The organism is Rhizobium sp. NLR16a, from assembly GCF_017948245.1.
Lineage (GTDB): Bacteria > Pseudomonadota > Alphaproteobacteria > Rhizobiales > Rhizobiaceae > Rhizobium.
In genome coordinates this window covers 2,853,362-2,873,377 of sequence record NZ_CP072865.1, presented here as the reverse complement: position 1 = coordinate 2,873,377, position 20,016 = coordinate 2,853,362, and the positions used below count along the sequence as shown (strand labels likewise).

At 57.6% G+C, this 20,016-nt stretch carries 21 protein-coding genes and 1 pseudogene; 11 read left to right on the top strand and 11 right to left on the bottom strand.

Annotated features, from left to right (window positions below):
* Positions 1–237: 237 nt before the first annotated feature.
* A complete protein-coding gene (locus tag J7U39_RS14080; RefSeq protein ID WP_210628740.1) occupies positions 238–996 on the top strand; it encodes a hypothetical protein in 759 nt (252 codons plus the stop codon).
* A 182-nt stretch (positions 997–1,178) separates the two neighbouring features.
* Here the strand turns inward: J7U39_RS14080 and J7U39_RS14075 are convergent, their stop codons facing one another.
* The 7 genes from J7U39_RS14075 to J7U39_RS14045 form a co-directional block, all read right to left on the bottom strand.
* The gene (locus J7U39_RS14075) at positions 1,179–1,943 is read right to left on the bottom strand and encodes a class I SAM-dependent methyltransferase (RefSeq protein ID WP_247241670.1); all 765 of its coding nucleotides are present in this window, start codon (positions 1,941–1,943) and stop codon (positions 1,179–1,181) included.
* 223 nt (positions 1,944–2,166) lie between these two features.
* Positions 2,167–3,174 (bottom strand): fatty acid desaturase family protein, encoded by a 1,008-nt coding sequence (locus tag J7U39_RS14070; protein ID WP_210628738.1) that lies wholly within the window; start codon positions 3,172–3,174, stop codon positions 2,167–2,169.
* A gap of 72 nt (positions 3,175–3,246) precedes the next feature.
* Positions 3,247–4,107: an FkbM family methyltransferase gene (locus J7U39_RS14065; protein ID WP_210628737.1), complete on the bottom strand. Its 861-nt coding sequence runs from the start codon at positions 4,105–4,107 to the stop codon at positions 3,247–3,249.
* 16 nt (positions 4,108–4,123) lie between these two features.
* Entirely contained in the window at positions 4,124–4,873 is a 750-nt protein-coding gene (locus J7U39_RS14060; RefSeq protein WP_210628736.1) for an FkbM family methyltransferase, read from the bottom strand.
* A 2-nt stretch (positions 4,874–4,875) separates the two neighbouring features.
* Positions 4,876–5,658, bottom strand: a complete 783-nt coding sequence (locus J7U39_RS14055; RefSeq protein WP_210628735.1) for a class I SAM-dependent methyltransferase — start codon at positions 5,656–5,658, stop codon at positions 4,876–4,878.
* Between the two features lie 2 nt (positions 5,659–5,660).
* A complete protein-coding gene (locus tag J7U39_RS14050) occupies positions 5,661–6,992 on the bottom strand; it encodes a glycosyltransferase family 2 protein (protein WP_210628734.1) in 1,332 nt (443 codons plus the stop codon).
* A gap of 4 nt (positions 6,993–6,996) precedes the next feature.
* On the bottom strand, positions 6,997–8,016 hold the full coding sequence (locus tag J7U39_RS14045; protein ID WP_247241669.1) for a lysylphosphatidylglycerol synthase transmembrane domain-containing protein: 1,020 nt from the start codon (positions 8,014–8,016) through the stop codon (positions 6,997–6,999).
* A gap of 311 nt (positions 8,017–8,327) precedes the next feature.
* On the opposite strand from J7U39_RS14045, the gene J7U39_RS14040 reads away from it, so the two are divergent.
* The 3 genes from J7U39_RS14040 to J7U39_RS14030 all read left to right on the top strand — a co-directional run bounded on the left by J7U39_RS14040 (position 8,328) and on the right by J7U39_RS14030 (position 12,156).
* A complete protein-coding gene (locus J7U39_RS14040) occupies positions 8,328–10,013 on the top strand; it encodes a hypothetical protein (protein ID WP_210628733.1) in 1,686 nt (561 codons plus the stop codon).
* A gap of 323 nt (positions 10,014–10,336) precedes the next feature.
* On the top strand, positions 10,337–11,692 hold the full coding sequence (locus tag J7U39_RS14035) for a hypothetical protein (RefSeq protein ID WP_210628732.1): 1,356 nt from the start codon (positions 10,337–10,339) through the stop codon (positions 11,690–11,692).
* A 209-nt stretch (positions 11,693–11,901) separates the two neighbouring features.
* Entirely contained in the window at positions 11,902–12,156 is a 255-nt protein-coding gene (locus J7U39_RS14030; RefSeq protein WP_210628731.1) for a hypothetical protein, read from the top strand.
* Between the two features lie 61 nt (positions 12,157–12,217).
* On the opposite strand, the gene J7U39_RS14025 is transcribed toward J7U39_RS14030, so the two are convergent.
* A complete protein-coding gene (locus tag J7U39_RS14025) occupies positions 12,218–12,901 on the bottom strand; it encodes an isoprenylcysteine carboxylmethyltransferase family protein (RefSeq protein ID WP_210628730.1) in 684 nt (227 codons plus the stop codon).
* Between the two features lie 128 nt (positions 12,902–13,029).
* Positions 13,030–13,566 (bottom strand): hypothetical protein, encoded by a 537-nt coding sequence (locus J7U39_RS14020; RefSeq protein WP_210628729.1) that lies wholly within the window; start codon positions 13,564–13,566, stop codon positions 13,030–13,032.
* Between the two features lie 202 nt (positions 13,567–13,768).
* On the opposite strand from J7U39_RS14020, the pseudogene J7U39_RS31800 reads away from it, so the two are divergent.
* The 7 genes and pseudogenes from J7U39_RS31800 to J7U39_RS13990 all read left to right on the top strand — a co-directional run bounded on the left by J7U39_RS31800 (position 13,769) and on the right by J7U39_RS13990 (position 17,666).
* Positions 13,769–13,971: pseudogene (locus J7U39_RS31800) on the top strand (hypothetical protein).
* Positions 13,946–14,410 (top strand): lysozyme, encoded by a 465-nt coding sequence (locus J7U39_RS14015; protein ID WP_210628728.1) that lies wholly within the window; start codon positions 13,946–13,948, stop codon positions 14,408–14,410. Before J7U39_RS31800 ends, J7U39_RS14015 begins: the two are co-directional and overlap by 26 nt.
* Complete coding sequence (locus J7U39_RS14010) at positions 14,410–14,772, top strand: hypothetical protein (protein WP_210628727.1); 363 nt, start codon at positions 14,410–14,412, stop codon at positions 14,770–14,772. Before J7U39_RS14015 ends, J7U39_RS14010 begins: the two co-directional genes overlap by 1 nt.
* A gap of 4 nt (positions 14,773–14,776) precedes the next feature.
* Positions 14,777–15,004 (top strand): hypothetical protein, encoded by a 228-nt coding sequence (locus J7U39_RS14005; protein WP_210631674.1) that lies wholly within the window; start codon positions 14,777–14,779, stop codon positions 15,002–15,004.
* Entirely contained in the window at positions 15,001–16,857 is a 1,857-nt protein-coding gene (locus J7U39_RS14000) for a hypothetical protein (RefSeq protein ID WP_210628726.1), read from the top strand. The genes J7U39_RS14005 and J7U39_RS14000 overlap by 4 nt, the downstream gene beginning before the upstream one ends.
* A 12-nt stretch (positions 16,858–16,869) precedes the next feature.
* Positions 16,870–17,298, top strand: a complete 429-nt coding sequence (locus tag J7U39_RS13995) for a DUF1515 domain-containing protein (protein ID WP_210628725.1) — start codon at positions 16,870–16,872, stop codon at positions 17,296–17,298.
* A 182-nt stretch (positions 17,299–17,480) separates the two neighbouring features.
* Positions 17,481–17,666 (top strand): hypothetical protein, encoded by a 186-nt coding sequence (locus J7U39_RS13990; RefSeq protein WP_082240273.1) that lies wholly within the window; start codon positions 17,481–17,483, stop codon positions 17,664–17,666.
* 164 nt (positions 17,667–17,830) lie between these two features.
* Here J7U39_RS13990 and J7U39_RS13985 read toward each other — a convergent pair whose 3' ends face one another.
* Both J7U39_RS13985 and J7U39_RS13980 read right to left on the bottom strand, forming a co-directional pair.
* The gene (locus J7U39_RS13985; protein WP_210628724.1) at positions 17,831–18,031 is read right to left on the bottom strand and encodes a hypothetical protein; all 201 of its coding nucleotides are present in this window, start codon (positions 18,029–18,031) and stop codon (positions 17,831–17,833) included.
* A 405-nt stretch (positions 18,032–18,436) separates the two neighbouring features.
* Positions 18,437–19,936: a DegQ family serine endoprotease gene (locus tag J7U39_RS13980; RefSeq protein WP_210628723.1), complete on the bottom strand. Its 1,500-nt coding sequence runs from the start codon at positions 19,934–19,936 to the stop codon at positions 18,437–18,439.
* Positions 19,937–20,016 lie beyond the last annotated feature (80 nt).

Sequence of the window (20,016 nt, the reverse complement as noted above, 5' to 3'; positions counted from 1 at the left end):
CCCGTTATGGAACGCGCTAAGCACGGACCTCGGCAATGAATTCACCTACGCCCTACCACGGCTCCGCACCGATGGCCGCGCCGGAATAAACAGGTCTGTATAAGACTCAGGAAATAGGAGACTTGTCGGTGCGATAAATTGAGATCGTGCTGCGGTGAAACTGTGGGTAGCGTACCACCTGTTTGTGCTGTAGACGGTCAGTTCATCCTCGACTGTCATTAGGAAAAGCAGGTCTTTATGCTCAAACGTCTCGTCAAATCGGTTCTACCTGGTTCCGCAGTTGCAGCCGTAAATCACTGGCGGATGCGCGAGAGGTTGTACAAATCATGGAGCGAAGCGGCGGCGGCGGCTCCCGCGTATGGGGACAAGCATCTCACAGCCTTTCGGATAAAACGCTCACGCCAGTTAGTTGGTCAGGAAGAGTCCTATGTCCAGCTTCCTGCGGATCTCCTGCCGGCTATGGATGTTCCGTCCGGCCGGTTCGTCGATTTCGGCGGATCCGCTGGGGAGTTCTGCGCCGTTTTGCGCAAGCAGTTCCCAGCCTGGTCATTCACAATCGTGGAGACAAAATCCATGGCGGAGGCCGCGAAGGACCTGAGGCCGGGGATATCGTACTCCGACCAGTTGCCGGCCGAGTTTGACGTATTCTACAGCAGCGGGACGCTTCAATACCTTGCGGATCCGGAAAAATTGTGGCGCGAGGCTCTGAGCAGGACAACTCGTTACGCTTATTTGGCACGGAATGCCTTCTCGAACAGGAAACTTTTCACCGTTCAGTCGTCCCGGCTTTTCGATAATGGCGCTGGCCCGGTTCCGGAAGGATTTGACAACGTGGAGATACGTTATCCCCACCAGACCGTTTCAGAAGCATCATTAAGGGGAATAGCCGACGAAATGGGCTTTGATCTCGCTGCTCGCTTTGAAGGCCGCAACAGTGGCGTGATCGGTACCCGCGCGGATGTCTATGGAGCCGACCTCTTGTTCAAGAGACGATAGGCCGACGTAGTCCACAAAACAAAGCAGAAAACAGGGCGTCTCTTTCGGGCCGTCTTTTCCCTGTTGGGTAATCCGATCTTCTACACACAAAGCCCATCCCGCTATTCCACAAGCACGATTTGAAGAACTGGGCGGATGCTGAGCCGGATTTGCCTCCTCGCAAACGAGGCGAGATATCGCGACTAAACCTTCCTTGAAACTGCCTGTTGGTTTGACGTCGACAATCTCATGGCGATCGCGGCGGTATCAAGAAAAGCAAAAGCCGCAATCAGTGGGATGTTTTTGACAGCGAAAAGCCTTGTTAAGGAGCTTTTCCAGCCGAAGCGCGCCTGCACAGCCCCTTGAAGGGAGTAAATCCAGATCAAAGGCGCTGGAAGACTGCGTTGGGATTCAACCGTCAATCCCACTCTGTGCAGGAGTTCAGCCAAACGCTCAAAATTATAGAGGTTCAAATGCCGCGGGAAATAGTATCCGCCCCACGCGCAGCCCGCAAACAGCCACCTATCCCAGCCGTCGGTATTGGGAGTTTCGATCAATAACCGGCCATCTTTCGCCAACGCGCGGACGAGACGCCGCAAGCTCTCTTCCGGTTCCCAAAGGTGCTCTATGAGTTGGAGCATGATGATGAGATCAAAGGGCTGTGCCGGCAATTCCGCCGCTTCAAGCGGCGCCTCGATGACACCTATTTCATGTCTTTCCAGAGCGGCACGCGTTTCAACCGGGAAATGCCAATCCAGGCCGAAAAGTTCAAGATCCGGACGTGCTTGGCGAAGTGCAATCAAAAGTTCGCCGTTGCCGCATCCCACATCGAGCACCCTTGCCCGCAAAGGCAGATGCGCGACAACGCTCTTCAGGCGCTTTCGATTGACGATTGTCTTTATTCTACCAAGAAGGTTTGCCCGGCCCTGAAATCTGTTCGAGAAGGTGCCATAGTTGGCCGGATACATCAGCGACAGCTCACTGATGTCGGGTCTAGGATTGAGATAGAAATGACCGCATCCATCGCAGCGGACGTATGTGAAGGAGTCTTCGCTGCCGTGATATATATAATCGCGGCCGGTGGCGACAACGGTGGAGCTCTTACCGCCGCAGCAGCAGCATGTTGTAAGGGTCGATCTTATATGAGTTGTCACCTGAGAGTTCATACTGTCGCGTTCAATACCTTAGATTTCAGAGAGCCAACGCATCTTGAACCGAATCTGAGAAATCGTCGTTCCTGCGATTTCTCGAGAGGCGGATGAATTTTGCAAAACCGCTGCGCTGCAGGCACCCCGGAAAATGCTCGTAGAATCCTCCTTCGAGGAGGTGCCTATGAAGTTTTGCGAGATTGTGCTGCGGAATGGCCGGGAAAAGATGGTGCTCGATGTGGTAGTTGAAATTCGCCTGGTACATAAGCCACTTCTCAAACCAATTAGGCGCTGTCGTCCGGGCCAGCGGCATCATGGCCCGCTCCCGTCCATCCTCGTAAAGTGGATAGTCCTCGGGCTGATGCTCCGCAATGGTGCGCACGATATTCAGGGCGATTGCTACGGCAGCGATCGGATAGCCCCATAACAGAATGTAAAGATACCATCGGCCTGTGGCAATGCAGAGCGCAAGCAGCAAGCTGTTGAAGATAATCGTCACCATCGGCGCCGACCAGGAAGGCGACAGCGAGTTCCCCGATGCTTTCTTTCGAGCCAAACCACCATATTTGTCAGCCGCCAGCCACACTCCCATGCCACCGCTCAGCGCCTTTATCATGACCCACGCGAGCGCCCGGAAGCCCTTGATCGGCTCGCGATAGGGATAACCATCCTCATCCTTCTCTGTACCAAGATGTGCATGGTGGCTCATGTGGCGCAGTCGATACGCGCCGACTGACATCCCGACAGGCGCAGCAAAGAACACATCGCACCAGATATCGTTCTTACGGCGGCTGGAGAAGAGATGGTAATGCGACGCCTCGTGTACCCAAAGCAACATGCCTTGCGTTGTCGCGGAGTTAATCAGGAATGGCAGCCATAGGAGCCACCAAGGGCCGAGGAGCGCGATCGCCCAAGAGACAATGATCTGAAACCAGATCATTGTGGTCGCCACGATAATTGCGCGCGGTTGAGGCTGTTTCAACGATTCGAGGAAGCTCGGGTCGACAAGCCTTCTCGCTACCTTCATGCATTCATTGAATTGCGCATCCATCGCCGCGTTCCTAACGAGAAAAGGAAGCAGGATTGCTTTCCTATCCATCCGATAACCTTCGAAGTAAATTATCTACCTTCCCTTGGGGTTCTTGCTTCTGACCAGCACATTCATACCGCCACCTTCCGCTATCATCGCGCGTACTTTGTCGGCGTCTTCAGGCAGCTTCCTGCCAGATGCCATTTCGCCAATTTCATAGCCGGCCTTCCATAGAAGCTTCAACAATCGATCGAAGTCTCCGGGATTATCAGCATAAACATAGGGGGCCAGTTCAAGCATTATACGCGGCTGGTACTCGTTAAGCGTCGCTGCCGCCCCCAGTAGAACCGCAAGCTCATTTCCGTCAACGTCAAGCTTTATGAAATCAACCTTGACGAGCCCAAGATCCCGCAGTGTTTCGTCCAGGGTGCCGAGCCGCGCGCCCTGTGTCGACATCAGACGACCGTGGTGTTCGCTGTGCAAATCTTCGGCAACTTCTAGCGGCCAGCTTGAATAGACCGCTTCGGGCATCGCTTCGGACGCACTTGCCATAAGCATCATCTGGTGAGCGTCGATTCGCTTGGCGAGCGTCGGGTTGAGCGAAATATTGGCTTTCTGTTTCGCGAATGCATGAGCCGTCGGCTCGAAGGAGATTACCCTGCCGGTTCCGCCCACCAATTGCGCCAGGGGCAGTGTATGAGAACCCACATTGGCGCCGATATCGAGGACGACGTCTCCCTCTGCTATCAGCTCTCTATATCGATCGAGCGTTCTGACCTCGAACCCACCTAATAGGTAGATCGCAAAATCAACACCGTCCCTCAGGTCTAGCGACCAACTTATTCCGCGGCGCTTCGCAATGACGGTCGCGGGTAAGCCAACGCAACCTCGGACGAACAAGACCGCTTTAGATAGATAACGAGCGATCAGGATTTTTTTGCTGGTGGATAACATCGTCCGCACGCCGCCTTTAACGGATGTTGTGATTGGCGGGCGCTCTTCTTGCAACGATCAGATTGCAATATTGGCTCGCGTTTGTCGGATCGAGGCTCTCGGAATTGAAAGCAGCGCCAGATGGATCCGCTATGTTGTGGAACTCAAAATTCAGCATCTCCAGGAATCTGGTGAGCTCAGACGGCTTCACCGATGCTTTCGACAAGCCGTAAGGCCAGAATTCCATGAATACCCTGATGTCGCGATTCTCCCGCAGGACCCGCTCGGCACCCTGCAGAACGCTCAGCTCGTATCCCTGAACATCGATTTTGATAAAATCGACCCGCTGCCCTGGCGAAAAATAATCGTCGAGCTTCACCATCGGGACGTCGATGCTCGCTCGCCCGTCGCCACTGTCAAAGGTTCGGTGATCGACGTTCAGCTCGGCCGAGACATATAGCCTTGTGGTGCCGCTGGCCGCTCCTACCGCGGCGTGCCGCAGCGATACATTCGACAAGCCGGTTACCGTCGCTTCGAGCTTTTCGAAGTTCGCCGGTGCGGGCTCGAAGGCATGCACATGGCCGGCCGTTCCCGTCAGATCGGAGAACAGGCGGGTATATATTCCGATATTTGCGCCGATATCGGCGACGATCATGCCCGGTGAAATCATCGCCCGCATCAGGGCGCGCTCACGTCGTTCTGAAACTGCCTTCCATACGGAATAGAGAGGGTAATAAAGGGGATAACAATATCGATAGAGCCAATCGGCGAGACGCAGCAAAACCATCCCTACACCTCTTCTCTTGACGTGAGGCGGGCCGTGAAGAACGAGGCGAACACCTTGGGCAGCGCGGTGCCTATTGCTTTGTCGAGCTTGAAGTAAGGCTTATAGGCCCAACTCGGCACAGGAAACGTCCTCGATATCCCGCCTGTCACCATATAGGAGAGCGAGGTGAAATAGCTGATCCTTGTCTTCTCAAGGCTATAGCAATCTGCAAGCTCAGCGAGCCAGTCCGGCCGCTGAAAGAAGATCATATGCGGCATCGCCTGGTTTGAGGTCGAAAGAGGGCCCTGAACGGTATCCAGAACCGGGCGGCGGATACTGAAATCCACCGGCTCGTGATGGAGAAGTTTATACATCGGGTAGGAGAACCAAGACAAATAAGGTTCCGTCACATACACCCTGCCGCCCTTTTTGAGCTTGCGCGTCGCCCCGCGGAGGAACACAAGGGGATCCTTCAGGTGATGCAGGACATTCGTCATCGTAATCACGTCGACGCTGTGATCCGCAACGTCAGGCAACCCCGCGATCTCATGGCAATCGAAGACAAAGTCCAGATAGTCTAATTTCAGCACATCGGAGGTGATGACATTCGGTAGGAAGCGCTTGAGAGGTGACGTTCCGCTCCCGATTTCCAGAACGGTATTCACGGCAATATCCGGTTCCTGTCGAAACATCTCCTTGTAGAGCTCACCATACCAGTGCATCAGGTTCGGATTTGCGCTTAGCCGCTCGCGATTTGCCAGCGTCTGAGCAAGATCCGCCTCATAGAGAGCGTTTTCGGTTTCCATCGTCAGAGAAACTTTATTCGTCTTGCCGCAAAAATCAGCATGGCCAACAGAATGGCACCGTGGCGCCAACGCGAGATGTTCGTTTCACCATAGAGTCTTTCGCGATAGCCGATCGGAACCTCGACGATCTTGAGGCCCATCCGCGCCGCGCCGAAGATCAGGTCGAAATCACCAAAGGGGTCGAAATCACCGAAGTAGGATCTGTTTGCCTGAAGCTTGAGATAATTGGAGCGGCTGATCACCTTGGTTCCGCACAGGGTGTCTTTGTATCTCTGGCCAAGAACGAAGGAGAAAGCCAATGCGAAGAACTTGTTGCCCAGGAGATTGAAGAAGCGCATCGCCTCCTTTTCCATCGGATAGACCAAGCGAGTGCCGTTGATGAACTCGCCTTTCCCGTCCTTGATGGCATTGTAGAATTTCGGCAAATCCTCGGGCGGAACGGTCATGTCCGCGTCGAGAATCATCAAGATTTCCTTGGTGGCTAGCGAAAAACCCTTCCTGACGGCATCGCCTTTACCCTTGCCATCCTGCTGGGCACTCAGGATAGTGCGTTCGCCGCCATAACGCTGTTGCGCTTCCTGGATCGCCTCCCACGTCGCGTCGGTTGAATTGCCTTCGACAAAAATGAGTTCGTCGTCCGGCCCCATAACCGGCAACCGTTTGACAATATCCTCGATATTTCCAGCCTCGTTTCTCGCTGGAACGACGATTGACACCGATGGCTTGGTCTTCGACGCGGCATCGCCGATCGGCCTCGCAATCGCGATGTTGAGAAGGCAGAGAGTTCGAAGAAGCGGAAGAGGAGCAAGGCAACGGTTAACAAAGCCACTGATCAGTGGGATGTAAACCGGGATTAGGACCTTCTGGTCCAGTCGTATCAATTCGAAGTCTTCGAGCGTCAGAAGATTCTGGACGTCTTCATGGGCAAGCCAATTCGATTCAGGAACCCGCCGGCGCAGACCGAGCCTGGACGCGAGCGTTGCAAGCGGCCGCCACATACTGCTGTAATAGGTAAGGACAAGCCGTGTCTCTTGCGAGCACAACGCACGTGCCTGAGCGAACATGCTCTGTATGTCTCGTTCGTAGTGAATGAGGCCGCTGATGATCAGGTAATCAGGTTTGTTGTCAGCGACCTCTTCGACCTTGACGACCTTATGCTGATCAAATTCATTCACGGATTCGGTCGGTTGCGTTCCTGAACGAAACGCCACCTTGCCCTGAGGAAATTTGCCGACCAGAAGCGGCGTCGTCGGATCGATCTCGACCACAGAATTCTGGCCTAAGACAAACAGCCCAATGTACTTTCTCACGAGAGAATAGAAATAATTTTTCATAGAGTTATCTCGGCGCCAAGCGGTTCAAGCGCCAATGTCCCAGGATGAGGGCTGCAGGCACGACGTACACCACAAAAAAGAGACAATGAACGGCTGTTGCCAGGAGCAACCCCTCCGATGGCGACCGCCCAAGCAGCACGAATGCCGAAACGACGGACGCATGGAAGGTGCCGACGCCGGATGGCGCAGCTGGGATCATCAGGCCCAACCCGCCGGCAAACAACACGAACAGCGATTCTTGATAACTCAGCGCGACGCCGACAAATCGGGCGACGAAGATATACGCAAGGGCATATGCCGAAAGCCACAAAACCAGCGTGAGAACGGCCGGAACGATGGTCACGGACAGAGATAAGCTTCGCGCTGAATTTCGGATAAAATGAATAACGTGACGGTCAAAGAAATCTTGCAGTCGCAGGAGACCGAAGACGGGCCGCAATATCGGGACAACCCGATCGCCGAAATTCCTTACCAGGACTGCCGATAGAAATATCCCAACTATTGCACCAGACATGATGGCCAGGAGCAGATTTCGGTATTCGGAATTCAGGCTATGGTTCAGTAAAACCAAAGACAATATGCCGACGGAAATGATCGTCACCAAGTCGACCATCTTTTCGATCAGAAGCCTACCAAGAGCGTCTACGTAGGGGACAGTCGCGACAACTCGGCTGTAATGTACACGCAAGAGGTCTCCACCTCTCGCAGGAAGGAACATGTTGGCGCCCAGGCCGAGCAGGGAGGCCATGAGGGATGTTCCGTAACCGATCTTGCCATCCAGCAACAGGCGCCACCGCACCGCATAACCCACAGCAATACCGAAGGTGACAAGCATAAACCACAGGAGCGATGCGACGGATATTCCGCTGCGAAAAATGCGGACGGCTTCCTCCCAATCCACCGCCTTTAGCAGGAACATCAGGGAGAAAATGCTTATTGCCGAGGCTATTATCATCCGCAGGCGTTGATGTGCGGGAGCCGCCGCCGCTGCTTTGCTCCACGATTTATACAGCCTCTCACGCATCCGCCAGTGACTTACGGCTGCAATAGCCGAACTGGGTAGAGCGTTTTTGACTGGACGTTTGAGCATAAAGGGCCCGCGTTTGAGTTGATCGTAAGTACGAGTCGAAGCCGACCGTCTACAGCACTAACGGGCGGCCCGCTACCCATAGTTTTGCTCCGGCGCCACCTCAAGTTATAGTACCCACAAGTCTCCTATTTCCGGGCGCACACGGGGTGGGATGAGCGGGATTTTGCTCTTGCTTACAACAATGGTTGATTTAGAAAAGCGCTCCGCAAAGGCTCGATATCGGAAATTCTAGAGCGGGAAATGCGATGCGTGAACAGCTTCAAGCCAAGCCGAAACTGAGTAGCCTGCTTCTGCTGACGGTTGCTGTTCTCTTCACCCATTGGATGGCCTTCGTCAATGAAGGAATCTTCGCCGAGGACGCCGGTTTATTTACAACGTTGATCTACAATGATTGGATCGCCATTGCGGAGATGTTTTCTTCAGCAGGGGTGCCGGTCTTCACCTATTATGTCTGGCCGATGGCCTTGGCCGGGAATGTTCTTCTTTTAAAGTCTTTTGTCATAATCGGTGTCTACATTATTGCGATCTTCTCCTACCTCCTAGCTTCAAAGTCCGGATTTCTTTCGGAGCGAGAGTCTTTGGTGCTCGCAATATTTACGCAGTTACTGCCACTGCCTACAGTCACGGTTATTTTTACATATTCGATATACTTTAATGCCTATGCGCTTTTTCTATTGGCGACATATTTATTTCTGTCAATCGAATGGATGCATGGGAGGAGCCACTATCTCCTCCGCGGACTGGCAATTTGCATTTATCTCATGGCATTCACGCTTAACTCGTTGCTGGTGCTTTATGCGGCTGGTTTCGTGCTTGTTTATGCGGTGTGGCTGAGAAGGACAGGGCGCCGAGTTCGGAATGCGCGGGAATTGGTCTCGACATTTTGGTCATTCTGCCTTGCCCGAACGGACTTCACCATTCTGCCCGTCATGTACTGGGTTTATAAGGTAATTTTCTACCAGAGATCCGGATTATACAGTAACTACAATAGCTTTACCCTGGGCTTCGAAAGCCTCGCGGGGAATTCCTACCGATTTATAGTGAATGGAATAATCTTTCCGCTGGCGAGAAGTCTTGATGATTGGAATGCATATCTCTACCTTGGCGCCGCGGTCTGTTCGATCCTTATTGTCGCGTGCTTTGTGTTCCTGAACAGCGGAAATGCTCGAAACGCACAACTAAATGAACGCGGTAACGACGGTTTCAAGATTATCGGCTTTGGAGTGTTTTTACTGCTATGTGGAACGGTCCCTTATATACTCGTCGGTAAGAGCCCCGCACCCGGCGTGTTGATGAGAAACGCGATGCTTATGCCGTTGCCGATGAGCGTGGTGGGCATCGGGACGTGGCGCGTGATTAAATTCAGATCGACGAGCCTTCAAAGCCACCGCGTTGCAATTGTGTTGTTTGCATCACTTCTCACCGTGTTCACCGGCCGGTGGTGGGAGAGTTACGCGGCGTGGCAAGCACGGGCAGCGAAGGATCTGGCTGTCTCTCAATATTTCGCTGATCATCCTGAATGGTCTGCATTTTCGGTTTATTGGATAGTCGATAAGCTTCCGCTGTCTAGCGAAGTCTCGGAGTATGGGTTTGCAGACTATACCTCTAAATTCCGCATGCTTTGGGGCGGGCAAACCAGGATGGCATTTACGCCCGCCCACATCTCGTTCTTCGGGGTCGATACAAAGCCTGGTGTGAGACCCGTTCACTCCAACCTTCCTCATCGCATCGCATTTTTCTGCAATGCCTGGGCCAGTGCGAGGGATATCGATCTGACAGGCCCGCAAGCGGAACTGGAAATCAGAACCACGCAAAGCTCATGGAACGATGCTTCCGTCGCATTTGGATACCTCTATTACCGCTTCATCGAGCCTCGTGGCTTGAAAAATTATCTGGCTGAACTGGTAAATGTAACGGTGCGGGCGCTTTGAGGATTATTACATAACTAAAACCGTGGCTGGCCCAATTGGCCCTGGATCTAAAGGCAGCAGTCCACTGGCTAAATCGAGCGCTGTCGGGGCGTCTCTTTCGAGCCCCTTTTTTCCCCGTTGACTGATCTCACTAACGGACAAATTCAAGTGCTGCCTTAGGGCAATCCGCTGCGTTGCCATATCCGCGCTCTTGAGGTGGCAGATCGAGGCTGTCGATCGCTGGTTGATCAACCCGTAAAATGCGGTCGCTCGTGCACCCGCTGTCGCTACACACCCAGCAACGGCCTCGCAATCCGCGGGGCCTTTTTCTTTGGAGACGATGAATGCCCAGAAACCCATCAACCGGCGTCTATTCGAAACCCGCCGGCACGACGCCGTCGGTCGGTCAGGTCATTGACCCGGCGCCTTGGAATGCGCTGACCACCGATCTCGGCAATGAAATCACCAACTCGCTGCCGCGCGACGGGTCGGCACCGATGACTGCGCCACTCAAAGCGGCAGGCGGCACGGTTTCGGCGCCCGGCCTCGGCTTCGCCACCAATCCTCAGACAGGCTTTTATCTGAAGGGCGGTGGGCTCTTGGGGTTCACGCAGAACGGCGCCGACGTCGGGTTCGACAAGGCATCGCTCTATGCGGCGAAATCAGGCGATTACACGGCGCTTGCCTCCGATGACAACGCGGTCCATCGCTTCACCGCGGCAGCGACGCTCACCCTCAGCGCAGCGGCAACGCTCGGCGCAAACTGGCACTATTGCGTCATTGCCGATGGTGGCGACGTGACGATTGATCCCGCCGGCTCCGAGACGATCGACGGCGCGGCCACCCTTGTCCTCAAGAAAGGCTATAGCGTCAACATCACATGTTCGGGTGGCGCCTTCTTCACCAATAAGCTTTCCGCCAGGATCGAGAGCAAAGCCGACGGTTCGGCCGTAGGCGATTTCGTAGTCGGCCTCATCCTTTCCAACAACGGCGCCAGCCCGAACACCCATATCGATTTTACCTCCGGCTCGGCCAGGTCGGGGTCAAATTTCGTGTCCAGCGCAGCGTCATTCACCAAAAGGGTGACGGGAGCGTTTGCGGCCGGAACGGGCGCGGGCGGCCTTGACGCCGGCGCCGTTGCAGCAAATACGACATACTTCGCCTATGCCTTGCGCAAGGACGCCGACCCGTCTTTCGACGTGGTTTTCTCGACCTCGCCAACCATCGCGGGCATCACCACGACACTACTGACGGGCTATACCATCGTGAGATGCATCGGCGTGGTGCTGACGGATGGAAGTTCGAACATTCGGCCGTTTGTTCTGTATCCACGTGACGAGTATACCTTCGTGGCGCCGGTCAAAGATGCGATCAGCTTAGCTGTCTCAACGGCATCTGCCCTGTTGACCTTGACCGTCCCCAATGGCGTGAAAGTCAAAGCGAAGCTGCGGTTCCAATTCACCTCTTCTTCTGGCACCAATTCGGCACTGCTTTCGGATCCAGCGCAAGGAGTACTTGGCGCGGGCATCTTGAATGATGGCGGCAACGTCGGTGCCATTCAAGTGGCAAGCAATTACGCAATAGGTTCGGCGGATATCTGGACGAACACCAGCAAGCAGATTCGGCAAGTAGCTGGTGCGACCGGCACCATCTGGATGTGGACTGATGGGTTTCATTTCCCTTGCGGTAGAAGCACATGAGGCTTTCTGTTTCAAAAGATGAATTCCCGATCTGGTATCTGAATAACCTCTATCGCGAGGCGAAAATCTACGCATTAGGTGCGCGGCCGCCCGCAAGTGCTAAGACGTGTTTTCGATAAGAGGTGAACTGACGCGAGAACCCAGCCGTTTTGGCAGTTGCCGGCTTGAGGTTGCACTGAAACTCTAAAGCCAAAAAACCGGAGCCCACCATGCTCGTCCATAACTGGCGCGCGGTGATCAAGCACGCCTGGTCCGTCCGTCTGATGGCGCTGGCGCTGCTCTTCATCGTCCTTGAGCCCGTCATCAATTTCGTCGCCGCAACCTGGGTGTCGCGCAACCTCTACATCCAGATCGCCCTTTCCACGGCATCGGGGCTCTTCGCTGCGGCGGCGATCGTCGCCCGCATTTTCGTCCAGCAGAAAATCTCCGGAGAACTGAATGACAAACAGTCTACGGAAAGGTAACGCCGCGACCGCGTCGACCGTCACCGAGGACTGAGGGTCCGACGCGGCGGCGCGGTTCCCGTTATCCAATGGTCGTGGCGCGTTTGCCGCGCATGGGCAAAAACGGAATCACCCTGGGCACGCGCGAGGCATACGACCGGTAGTCTGGGAATGCCGCCCGGAGCACCGTCTCTTCGTTGCTCATTCGGCGAAGTTGCAGACACCAATGCACGATTCCGAGAAATACCGTCCACGGAGAAAAGCTGAACAGGATCATTCCGATAATGAATATCTCCTCGGTCAGATAGAGCGGGTGCCGGACGATGGAATATGGCCCCGTTGTGACCAGAGCTCTTGCGCCAGGTGCTATGCTGAAACTGCGGCCGAGGATCGCAAGCATATATGCCGATGAAAGGAAGCCGACGATCATCAGAACCATTGCGGCAAGGCGCACAGCATCTGGCAACGCCATTGGCGGAGGCAGGAAGGCGATCAGCAGGAAGAGGAAGGTGCCTCCCATCGCCGTCAGGTATGGTTCAACGCCGCGCGCAGACCGCACCTGGGGCATTCTCGTCAGGGTCACGACACACATCATGCCGATAAATAAGATCGCAGCGATCTCAGCTATCAGGAATACGACGCCTTGGGACGGATAGTCGCCGGTCGTCATCGTCCGAGCGATCTTGGTCCACACAACAAGTATTGAATAGGAGCAGATGCCAATCCTGCCGATGACATCTGCAATAATCAAGTGTCGATTGTTCATTGGTGCCCCCGCGTTGTTTGGACGCATCTTCGCACGGTTGCGGAAAATGGCAATCGCAACCGTTTAAATTGGTGAATACCAAACTATTGGGGATATGACTTACACGGACGCGCCGCCGGCGGTGTCCGTCAATGCAATGACACGCGATGCGCCAGCAGCCGGTCGATGCCGGCCCGGATGCGAATGCGGCGGATGATCTCGACGTGCGTGAAAACGCAGGCGAGCGCGGCCACGACGATCAACGCGGTTCCGATCAGCGCTGTCGGCAACGGCAGTGACCAGTCGATATAGCCATCGGGGAGTGACGCCCCACTGCGACCTGCTTCGGCTGTGCTTGCGGCGGCATTGGCAAGCACCAGCCCGAGCAGCGCAACATGCGCATGAACGAAGCGCGCCCTAAGAAACCGTTTCGGATGAAAAGCAAGATAGATGCCGAAAATCGTCATCGATGCAAACGCAGCGAGAAGTTCCCACGGTCCCATCCCTGCCGCGCTGAGTAACATGAGAGGCAGGCGCAGCACCGGCAGCAGCGTCAGGTAAAGCTCCCAAGCAAACGGGCGTGATGGATACATGGCCAGCAGTAGCATGCTGGCGGCAAATACCGCACCGATGGCATAGACCAAAGCAGGTCCGAGACGAACAAAAGTCAAAACCAAGATTCGCATTCGCTTTCCTCCTTCGGCAAGCTCTGGTTCCAGGCAGAATATTCGCAAATGCTTGAGCAAGGCTTATCGCTCGATCGGCGCGGCATGAATGACTCCGGCTGCGGCGATTTGCAACCTTCCACAAAACTTATCCACCTTAACGAGGCGATTTCATGAACATCGGTGGCGCGAGGTGCTGAAACACGCCTGGTTGGTGCGGCTGATGGCCCTTTCGCTGCCGCTCTGCATCGTCTTCAGGCCACACTACACCTCGTCGCCGCAACCTGGGTGTTGCGCAACCTCCACATCGAGCTCGCCATATCGGCCACGTCGGGTCTTTTCACCGCGGCGGCGATCGTCGCCCGCATCGTCTTCCAGCAGAAAATTTCAGGAGAACTGAATGGCAAACCGCCTGCAGAAAGGTAGCGCCGCGGCCGCGATGGCCGTTGCTTTGGTCGGAAGCTTCGAAGGGCTCCGGCAGCATGCCTATCCGGACCCTGCCACCCAGGGCCAGCCGTGGACGATCTGCTACGGCAGCACCAATGGCGTGAAGCCGGGCGACCATAAGACGGTGGGAGAGTGCAGGGCGCTGCTTTCGCTCGAGCTGCAGCGGTACGCCAATGGCATAGAGCAGTGCGTCACCGTCCCGCTTCCGGATGCCCGCTTCGTGGCGCTGACCTCGTTCGCCTACAATGTCGGCATCAGGGCGGCCTGCGGCTCGAGCGCAGTCAAGCTCATCAACCAGGGCAGGCCGGCCGAGGGCTGCGAGGCGCTCCTCAAATGGAACCGCGCCGCCGGTATCACCTTTCCCGGCCTGACGCGCCGCCGGCAGAAGGAGCGCGCCTTCTGCCTGGAGGGCATCTGATGTTCGGCCTTCTCGACGCGCTGAAGATGGGCGCCGGCATCGCCGCCGGCCTTGCCATCTATCACCTCTATGCGGTCTCGATCGGCTACCCCTCTGCGGCGCGCCAGGCGCGCGCCGGTTACGTCCTCATGTCCGAAAAGACCGCGGCAGATGCACGGGCGGCCGAGATGGAACGCCAGCGCAACGCCGCGTCGCTCGCCAGCGAAGAGCACCGCAAGCGCCTTATGGCCGCGGAGGCCGCCGAGCAGGCCGCCAGTGACACACTCGAAACCGAGATCCAATCCTATGAACGTCAGCTTTCGCAAAAGAACCGTGCTTGCGCTGTCACTGCTGCTGATCGTGACTGGCTGCTCCGCCACTGAGCGCCTGAACAAGGCGGCGGTCGCGAGCGGGCAGGCCGCGGCCGGCATCGTGCTGCCGCCGCTGCCAGACGATCTCAGAAAGCAGGAAGCGCATGCGCCCGTGCGTGAAGGCGAGCCGCTGATTGCGATCCTCGCCCGCGAGCGCCAGGCGCTCGACCGCGCGAACGCCCGCCAGGAGCGCAGCGTCAAATTCTATGATGACCTCACCAGCCGATACGGAACACGCCGATGATGAATGCCATTTCGCTCGCCCTTGCCAATCCGATGCTGAACGGCGCGGGCGGGAGCGCCGGAGACCCCGACCGCTACATGTTCTTCGCCACCCGCAACCGCATGCCGTCGGGCGCGATCGTCACCGCCGCCTCCGGCACGAACTATGTCTGCACCAAGATCGTCGTCAACACGCCGCAATATAAGACGCGGACCTTCCGCTTTCATCTCTCCGGCTTCGCCTCGACGGAAGGCGGAAATTCGCCGCAGGAAACCGTCGTCACCGGCACGATCGGCACGCCGGGCAATTCCGTGGTCGCCGACGCCATGTTCGTCCGCGTCGCCGGCGTCTTCTACCCGTGCACCTTTGCCGGGGCGAACACGGTGACCGTTGCCGACCAGACGAACGGCGCCTGGACGGACGAGCTCACCATTCCCGACGTCGCGCCGGAAAGCGAAATCGAAATCTGGCTGTTTTATCACACCGCCGTCGGCGAGAAGATCTGGCCGGTCTATCGCATCCAGAAGCATCGCGGCGAACGCGTCTGGGGCGCCGGCGATCTCGCCACCCTTCTTGCCTTCAAGGACAGCCCGCTCGCCGACAGCACCGCCGCGCTCGATATCGGCTACGGCACCCAAGCGCAGCCGCAATATTGGGGAGCCGATTTCATGGTCGCCAAGGGCGATTGGGATGGTAGGCCCGTCGCGCTGGCTTTCGTCGACAGCATCGGCGAGGCGCGCCAGGAATATTCGTCCGCAGCCGATGCGCGCGGCAATCTCGGCTGGTTGCGCCGGTGGCTCGACAGGGACGGCGGCCCGGGCCGCATTCCCCATTGCCTGATCGGCATGCCGGGCGCCGGCTCCGTCCGCGAATATACCGGCAGCGGCTCCTCGATCGCCACCAGGCGCCGAGACATCATTCGCGAAATCATCGCCTTCAACGGCAATAAATGGCCGTTCACGGTCATAGCAAACCAGATGGGGCAGAACGACACGGCCTCGACCTATACGCAGTTCTTCACGACCAACTACCGCTCGCTGGTCACCCGCCTGCGCGGCGAATATGCCGGCGTCAGAATCGTCGCCTTCCCGCCGCTCGGGCGGACGACGATCACACGCACCGTCACGCTGACCTCGGTCGGCACGGTTGCCACGGCGACCATCGCAAGCGGCCTCAACGGACTTGCGACAGGCCAGACCGTCAGTATTTCGGGCGCCACGCCCACGGCCTATAACGGCAGCTATGTGATATCGGTCCTCGACGCCAACACCTTCACCTACAATTTCGCCGGCGGCACCTCGCCGGCGACCGGGACCATCACCTGCAACGATCTCGGTCTCAGGGCCGAGTATCAGGTCTATGGAACCAACAACAGCTGGCCGTCGGACGGAACGGACGCTTCGGGCAAATGGCGGCTTCGCGATGATATCCTTGCGCAGACATCGGCTTGCTGCGACGCGGCAATCGATACCTACGCAGCCTGGGTCTCCCCCTCCAGAGGCGGTGTCTGGCCCGGCATGCTCGAGCTTGCGAGCACGACATTGACCACCCAGGCCGGAACTGACGGCGTTACCACCTATAACCAGATCGTCGTCGCGGATGCGAGCATCTTCAGGCCCGAGCAGACGATGCACATCTATTCCGGTCCGGACGGCCTGGCTCGCCTGAGCACGCAGGTCGTCGCCAGCATCGCCGGCAACGTCATCACCTATCAAGGCGTGAGCGCGGTGGTCATGCCTGTAGGGTCGGTGGTGCGTCCGGCGCCGTCTGTCGGGGAGCTTTCGCCGATATCCTTCATCCACCCGCAGCCGATCATGATCGACCGGATTTCGAGCGGCATTGCACAGTCCGAAAAGCTGAAATTCAATTTCTGAGGTGGCCTCGCCATGACATCCAATGACGATATCCTGCGCGCTCTGGGGCGCGTCGAGGGCAGGCTGACCGGCATCGAGGAAAACGTCGCGCTGCTCCGCCAGGAGATGAGCGACGAAAAGGCCAATGCCCATGAGGGCCGCGCCGTGATCCACAAGCGGCTCGACGAACAGGCAAGGCAGATCGCCCATCTCGATACCAGGGTGGCGATGACAGGCGGAGCCAACGCGCAGATCCGCGCCGAGATCAGGGCGCTCAAGGAAACCGTCGAGAAGAACCAGGAGATGGTCGGCCCGGCGCTCGACGAGTGGAAACGGATGAAATCGATCGGCTATGGCATCTCAGGGCTGATCGCCTTCGCCGGGCTGACGACGGGCGGGGTCATCGCCTATGCCAGCGATGGCGCGGTGGCGGCACTCAGGCATTGGCTGAAGATCAGTTGAGCGGGCGCCAACTTTGCGCTGTTGGCGCCTGGCGACTGACGGCGAATGCCGGCAAGTCAAACGCAGCAAAACGGCGTCAGCTCGGCTGATATAGTGCCGTATTTCTCCCCTTGCTAAAATTAGACTTTGCTAACGAACCAAAATGCCTTTTGTTTGTTATCCTCTTCAAGGAGGAAACGGACATGAAGAGCATGAGCAACCGCCAAGTTCGCGTTCCCGGGCCCCGGGAGCATGACGTTGCCGAGCATTGCCGCAAGTTTGGGATTGGCCCGGCGGAGGAGAAGAAGCTGAAAAAGCTGCTCGGGTCTCACGCGCCGCTGCATGAGATCCGGGCCAATGCGCCGCCGCCCCAGCCGAAATGGCGATAGCGCCGGAGCCGGAACTTCCGGCAACTATCCGGCGTTTGGATCGCCGGGCCGCGCGGCTGGTCTCGTCTCCTGTACCCCTGCTACCCCGGCAGGCGCCGCGCGGTCCACTGATTCCCTTGTTCCCGGCGTGTCGGTGTGCGGATCTGTCCGCGCACGCCGAGCCGTCAATGTCGCAGCTCGCGCGATAGCATCAGGATATAGTCGTCGGCGATATCGGCGACCACCATGGCCGCTTCGGCCGGCCGATAGCCCCTGCCGACAGCCTCGGCGACAATCTTCATCACCTGCGGTTCAAGCGCTTCCCGACAGTCGGCCAGGCTTTTGTCGTCCGGGCATTTGGCACGAAATTCCAAGATGTTATTCATGGCATACCCCTCCGTTTGATGTTGCGCGCTGCTTGATGCATGAAGCCGGTCCCTTTCGGGAAAAGCGGGTCACCATTCCGGTGCGCCGTGCCGGAACAAATTAGCGATCATGAAAATACGATGTCACAGGGCGGGATGTATTCAAGTCGATGCTGATATTAAGGTAAGCCAGTAGGGTTAATTGGTAAAGCGGCAGTTGACTGGCCGTCGGCGGACCTGTCAGGTAATGGCGCAACACCTTGGTTCCGTGTCGCTTTTCGGAACGAAAAACCGGTGGTCTGTTGCTTTTTCGAGGGGAAATGCCGCCATTTACCAAATGCTGCGAGGGCCGGCGGCCGCAGCTCTGTGCCGCAGCCGGCAGCCGCAAATCGCGACGTCATTGCAGGCCTTGTGCCACGGCTGTCCTCAGGCGGCAAGTGGCACAGCAATGAAGGTCTTACTGCCGTCGCGTTCGACGAGCAGCAGCACGGATTTGCGGCCGGCCTTGCCGGCTTCGGCGATAGCGGCCTTGACGTCGCGGGCATTGTGCACCGGCCGGTCGTTGACCGCGACGATGACATCGCCCGACTGAATGCCGGCGGCAGCGGCCGATTTGTCCGGATTGACGCTGGCGACCAGCGCGCCGCTGGCCGAGCGCGGCAGGTTGAGCTGCTGGCGCACATCGGGCGTCAGCTCGGCAAGGCCGATGCCGAGGCTCGGCTGGCCGGAGGCCTGGCCCTGCGCTTCCGGGCTTGCCGCCGAGGCCTGCTTCTGGCCGTCGGCATTGGCGCCGACGGTGACGTTGAGATCGATGGTCTTGCCGTCGCGCCAGACGCCGAGCGATTTCCGCGTGCCCGGCGAAAGATCGGCGACGAGGCGCGACAGGTCCTTCGGCGTCTTGACGGTCTCGCCGCCGACCGAGGTGACGATGTCGCCGGGCTTCAGGCCGGCATGGGCGGCCGGCGTATCGGCGGAGACGGCGGCCACCAGCGCGCCGCCGGTCTTGTCGAGGCCGACGGCATCGGCAACGTCTTTCGTCACCGGCTGGATCTGCACGCCGAGATAGCCGTGATTGATCGAACCGTCCTTCTCGAGCTTGGCGACGATCTCCTTGGCCTCGTCCGAGGGAATGGCGAAGCCGACGCCGACGCTGCCGCCGTTCGGCGAATAGATGGCGGTGTTGATGCCGACGACCTTGCCCTCACGATCGACGAGCGGACCGCCCGAATTGCCGTGGTTGATCGGCGCATCGATCTGGATGAAATCGTCATAGGGCCCGCTATGCAGGTCGCGGCCGCGGGCCGAGACGATGCCCGCCGTCACCGTGGTGCCGATGCCGAAGGGGTTGCCGATCGCCAGGATCTGGTCGCCGAGCTTCAGCCTGTCGGAATCACCCCAGGCGACGGTCTGCAGCGGCTTGCCCGCCTCGACCTTCAACACGGCCACATCGGATTTCGGATCGGTGCCGATCAGCTTGGCCGGAAGTTCCGTGCCGTCGTCGAGCGTCACCTTGATGTCGAGCGCATTGTCGATGACATGGTTGTTGGTGACGATCACGCCGTCGGCGCTGATGATGAAGCCGGAGCCGAGCGCCATCGCATGTTCCGAACCTCGATGCTGCGGCGCCGGGCGAGGCAGCGGAATGCCCTGATCCTCGAAGAACTGGCGGAACTGCTCGTCCATCGGCGATTGCTGATCGGCGCTGACATCCGTCGTCTTCATCGTCGTGGTGATGGTGACGACGGCAGGCTTGTCGGCGTCGACGACGGAGGCGAAGGAGCCGCTCGCGGCGAGAACGCCGCCGGTATCGGAAGGCGCGGCAAAGGCGTTGGACGAATTGACGGTGAAGGGGAGGCTGGCGGCGCCGGCGATGACGGCGGCCCCGACAAGCGCTGCGGCGTAATGTTTGCGGTGGATGCCTGACATGGGGAGGGTCCCTTGCGAGAGCGTTGGATTGCGATGGCGTCGTGGTTCCGTGTCTTGGACCTGGCGTCGGGTGAGGTCGC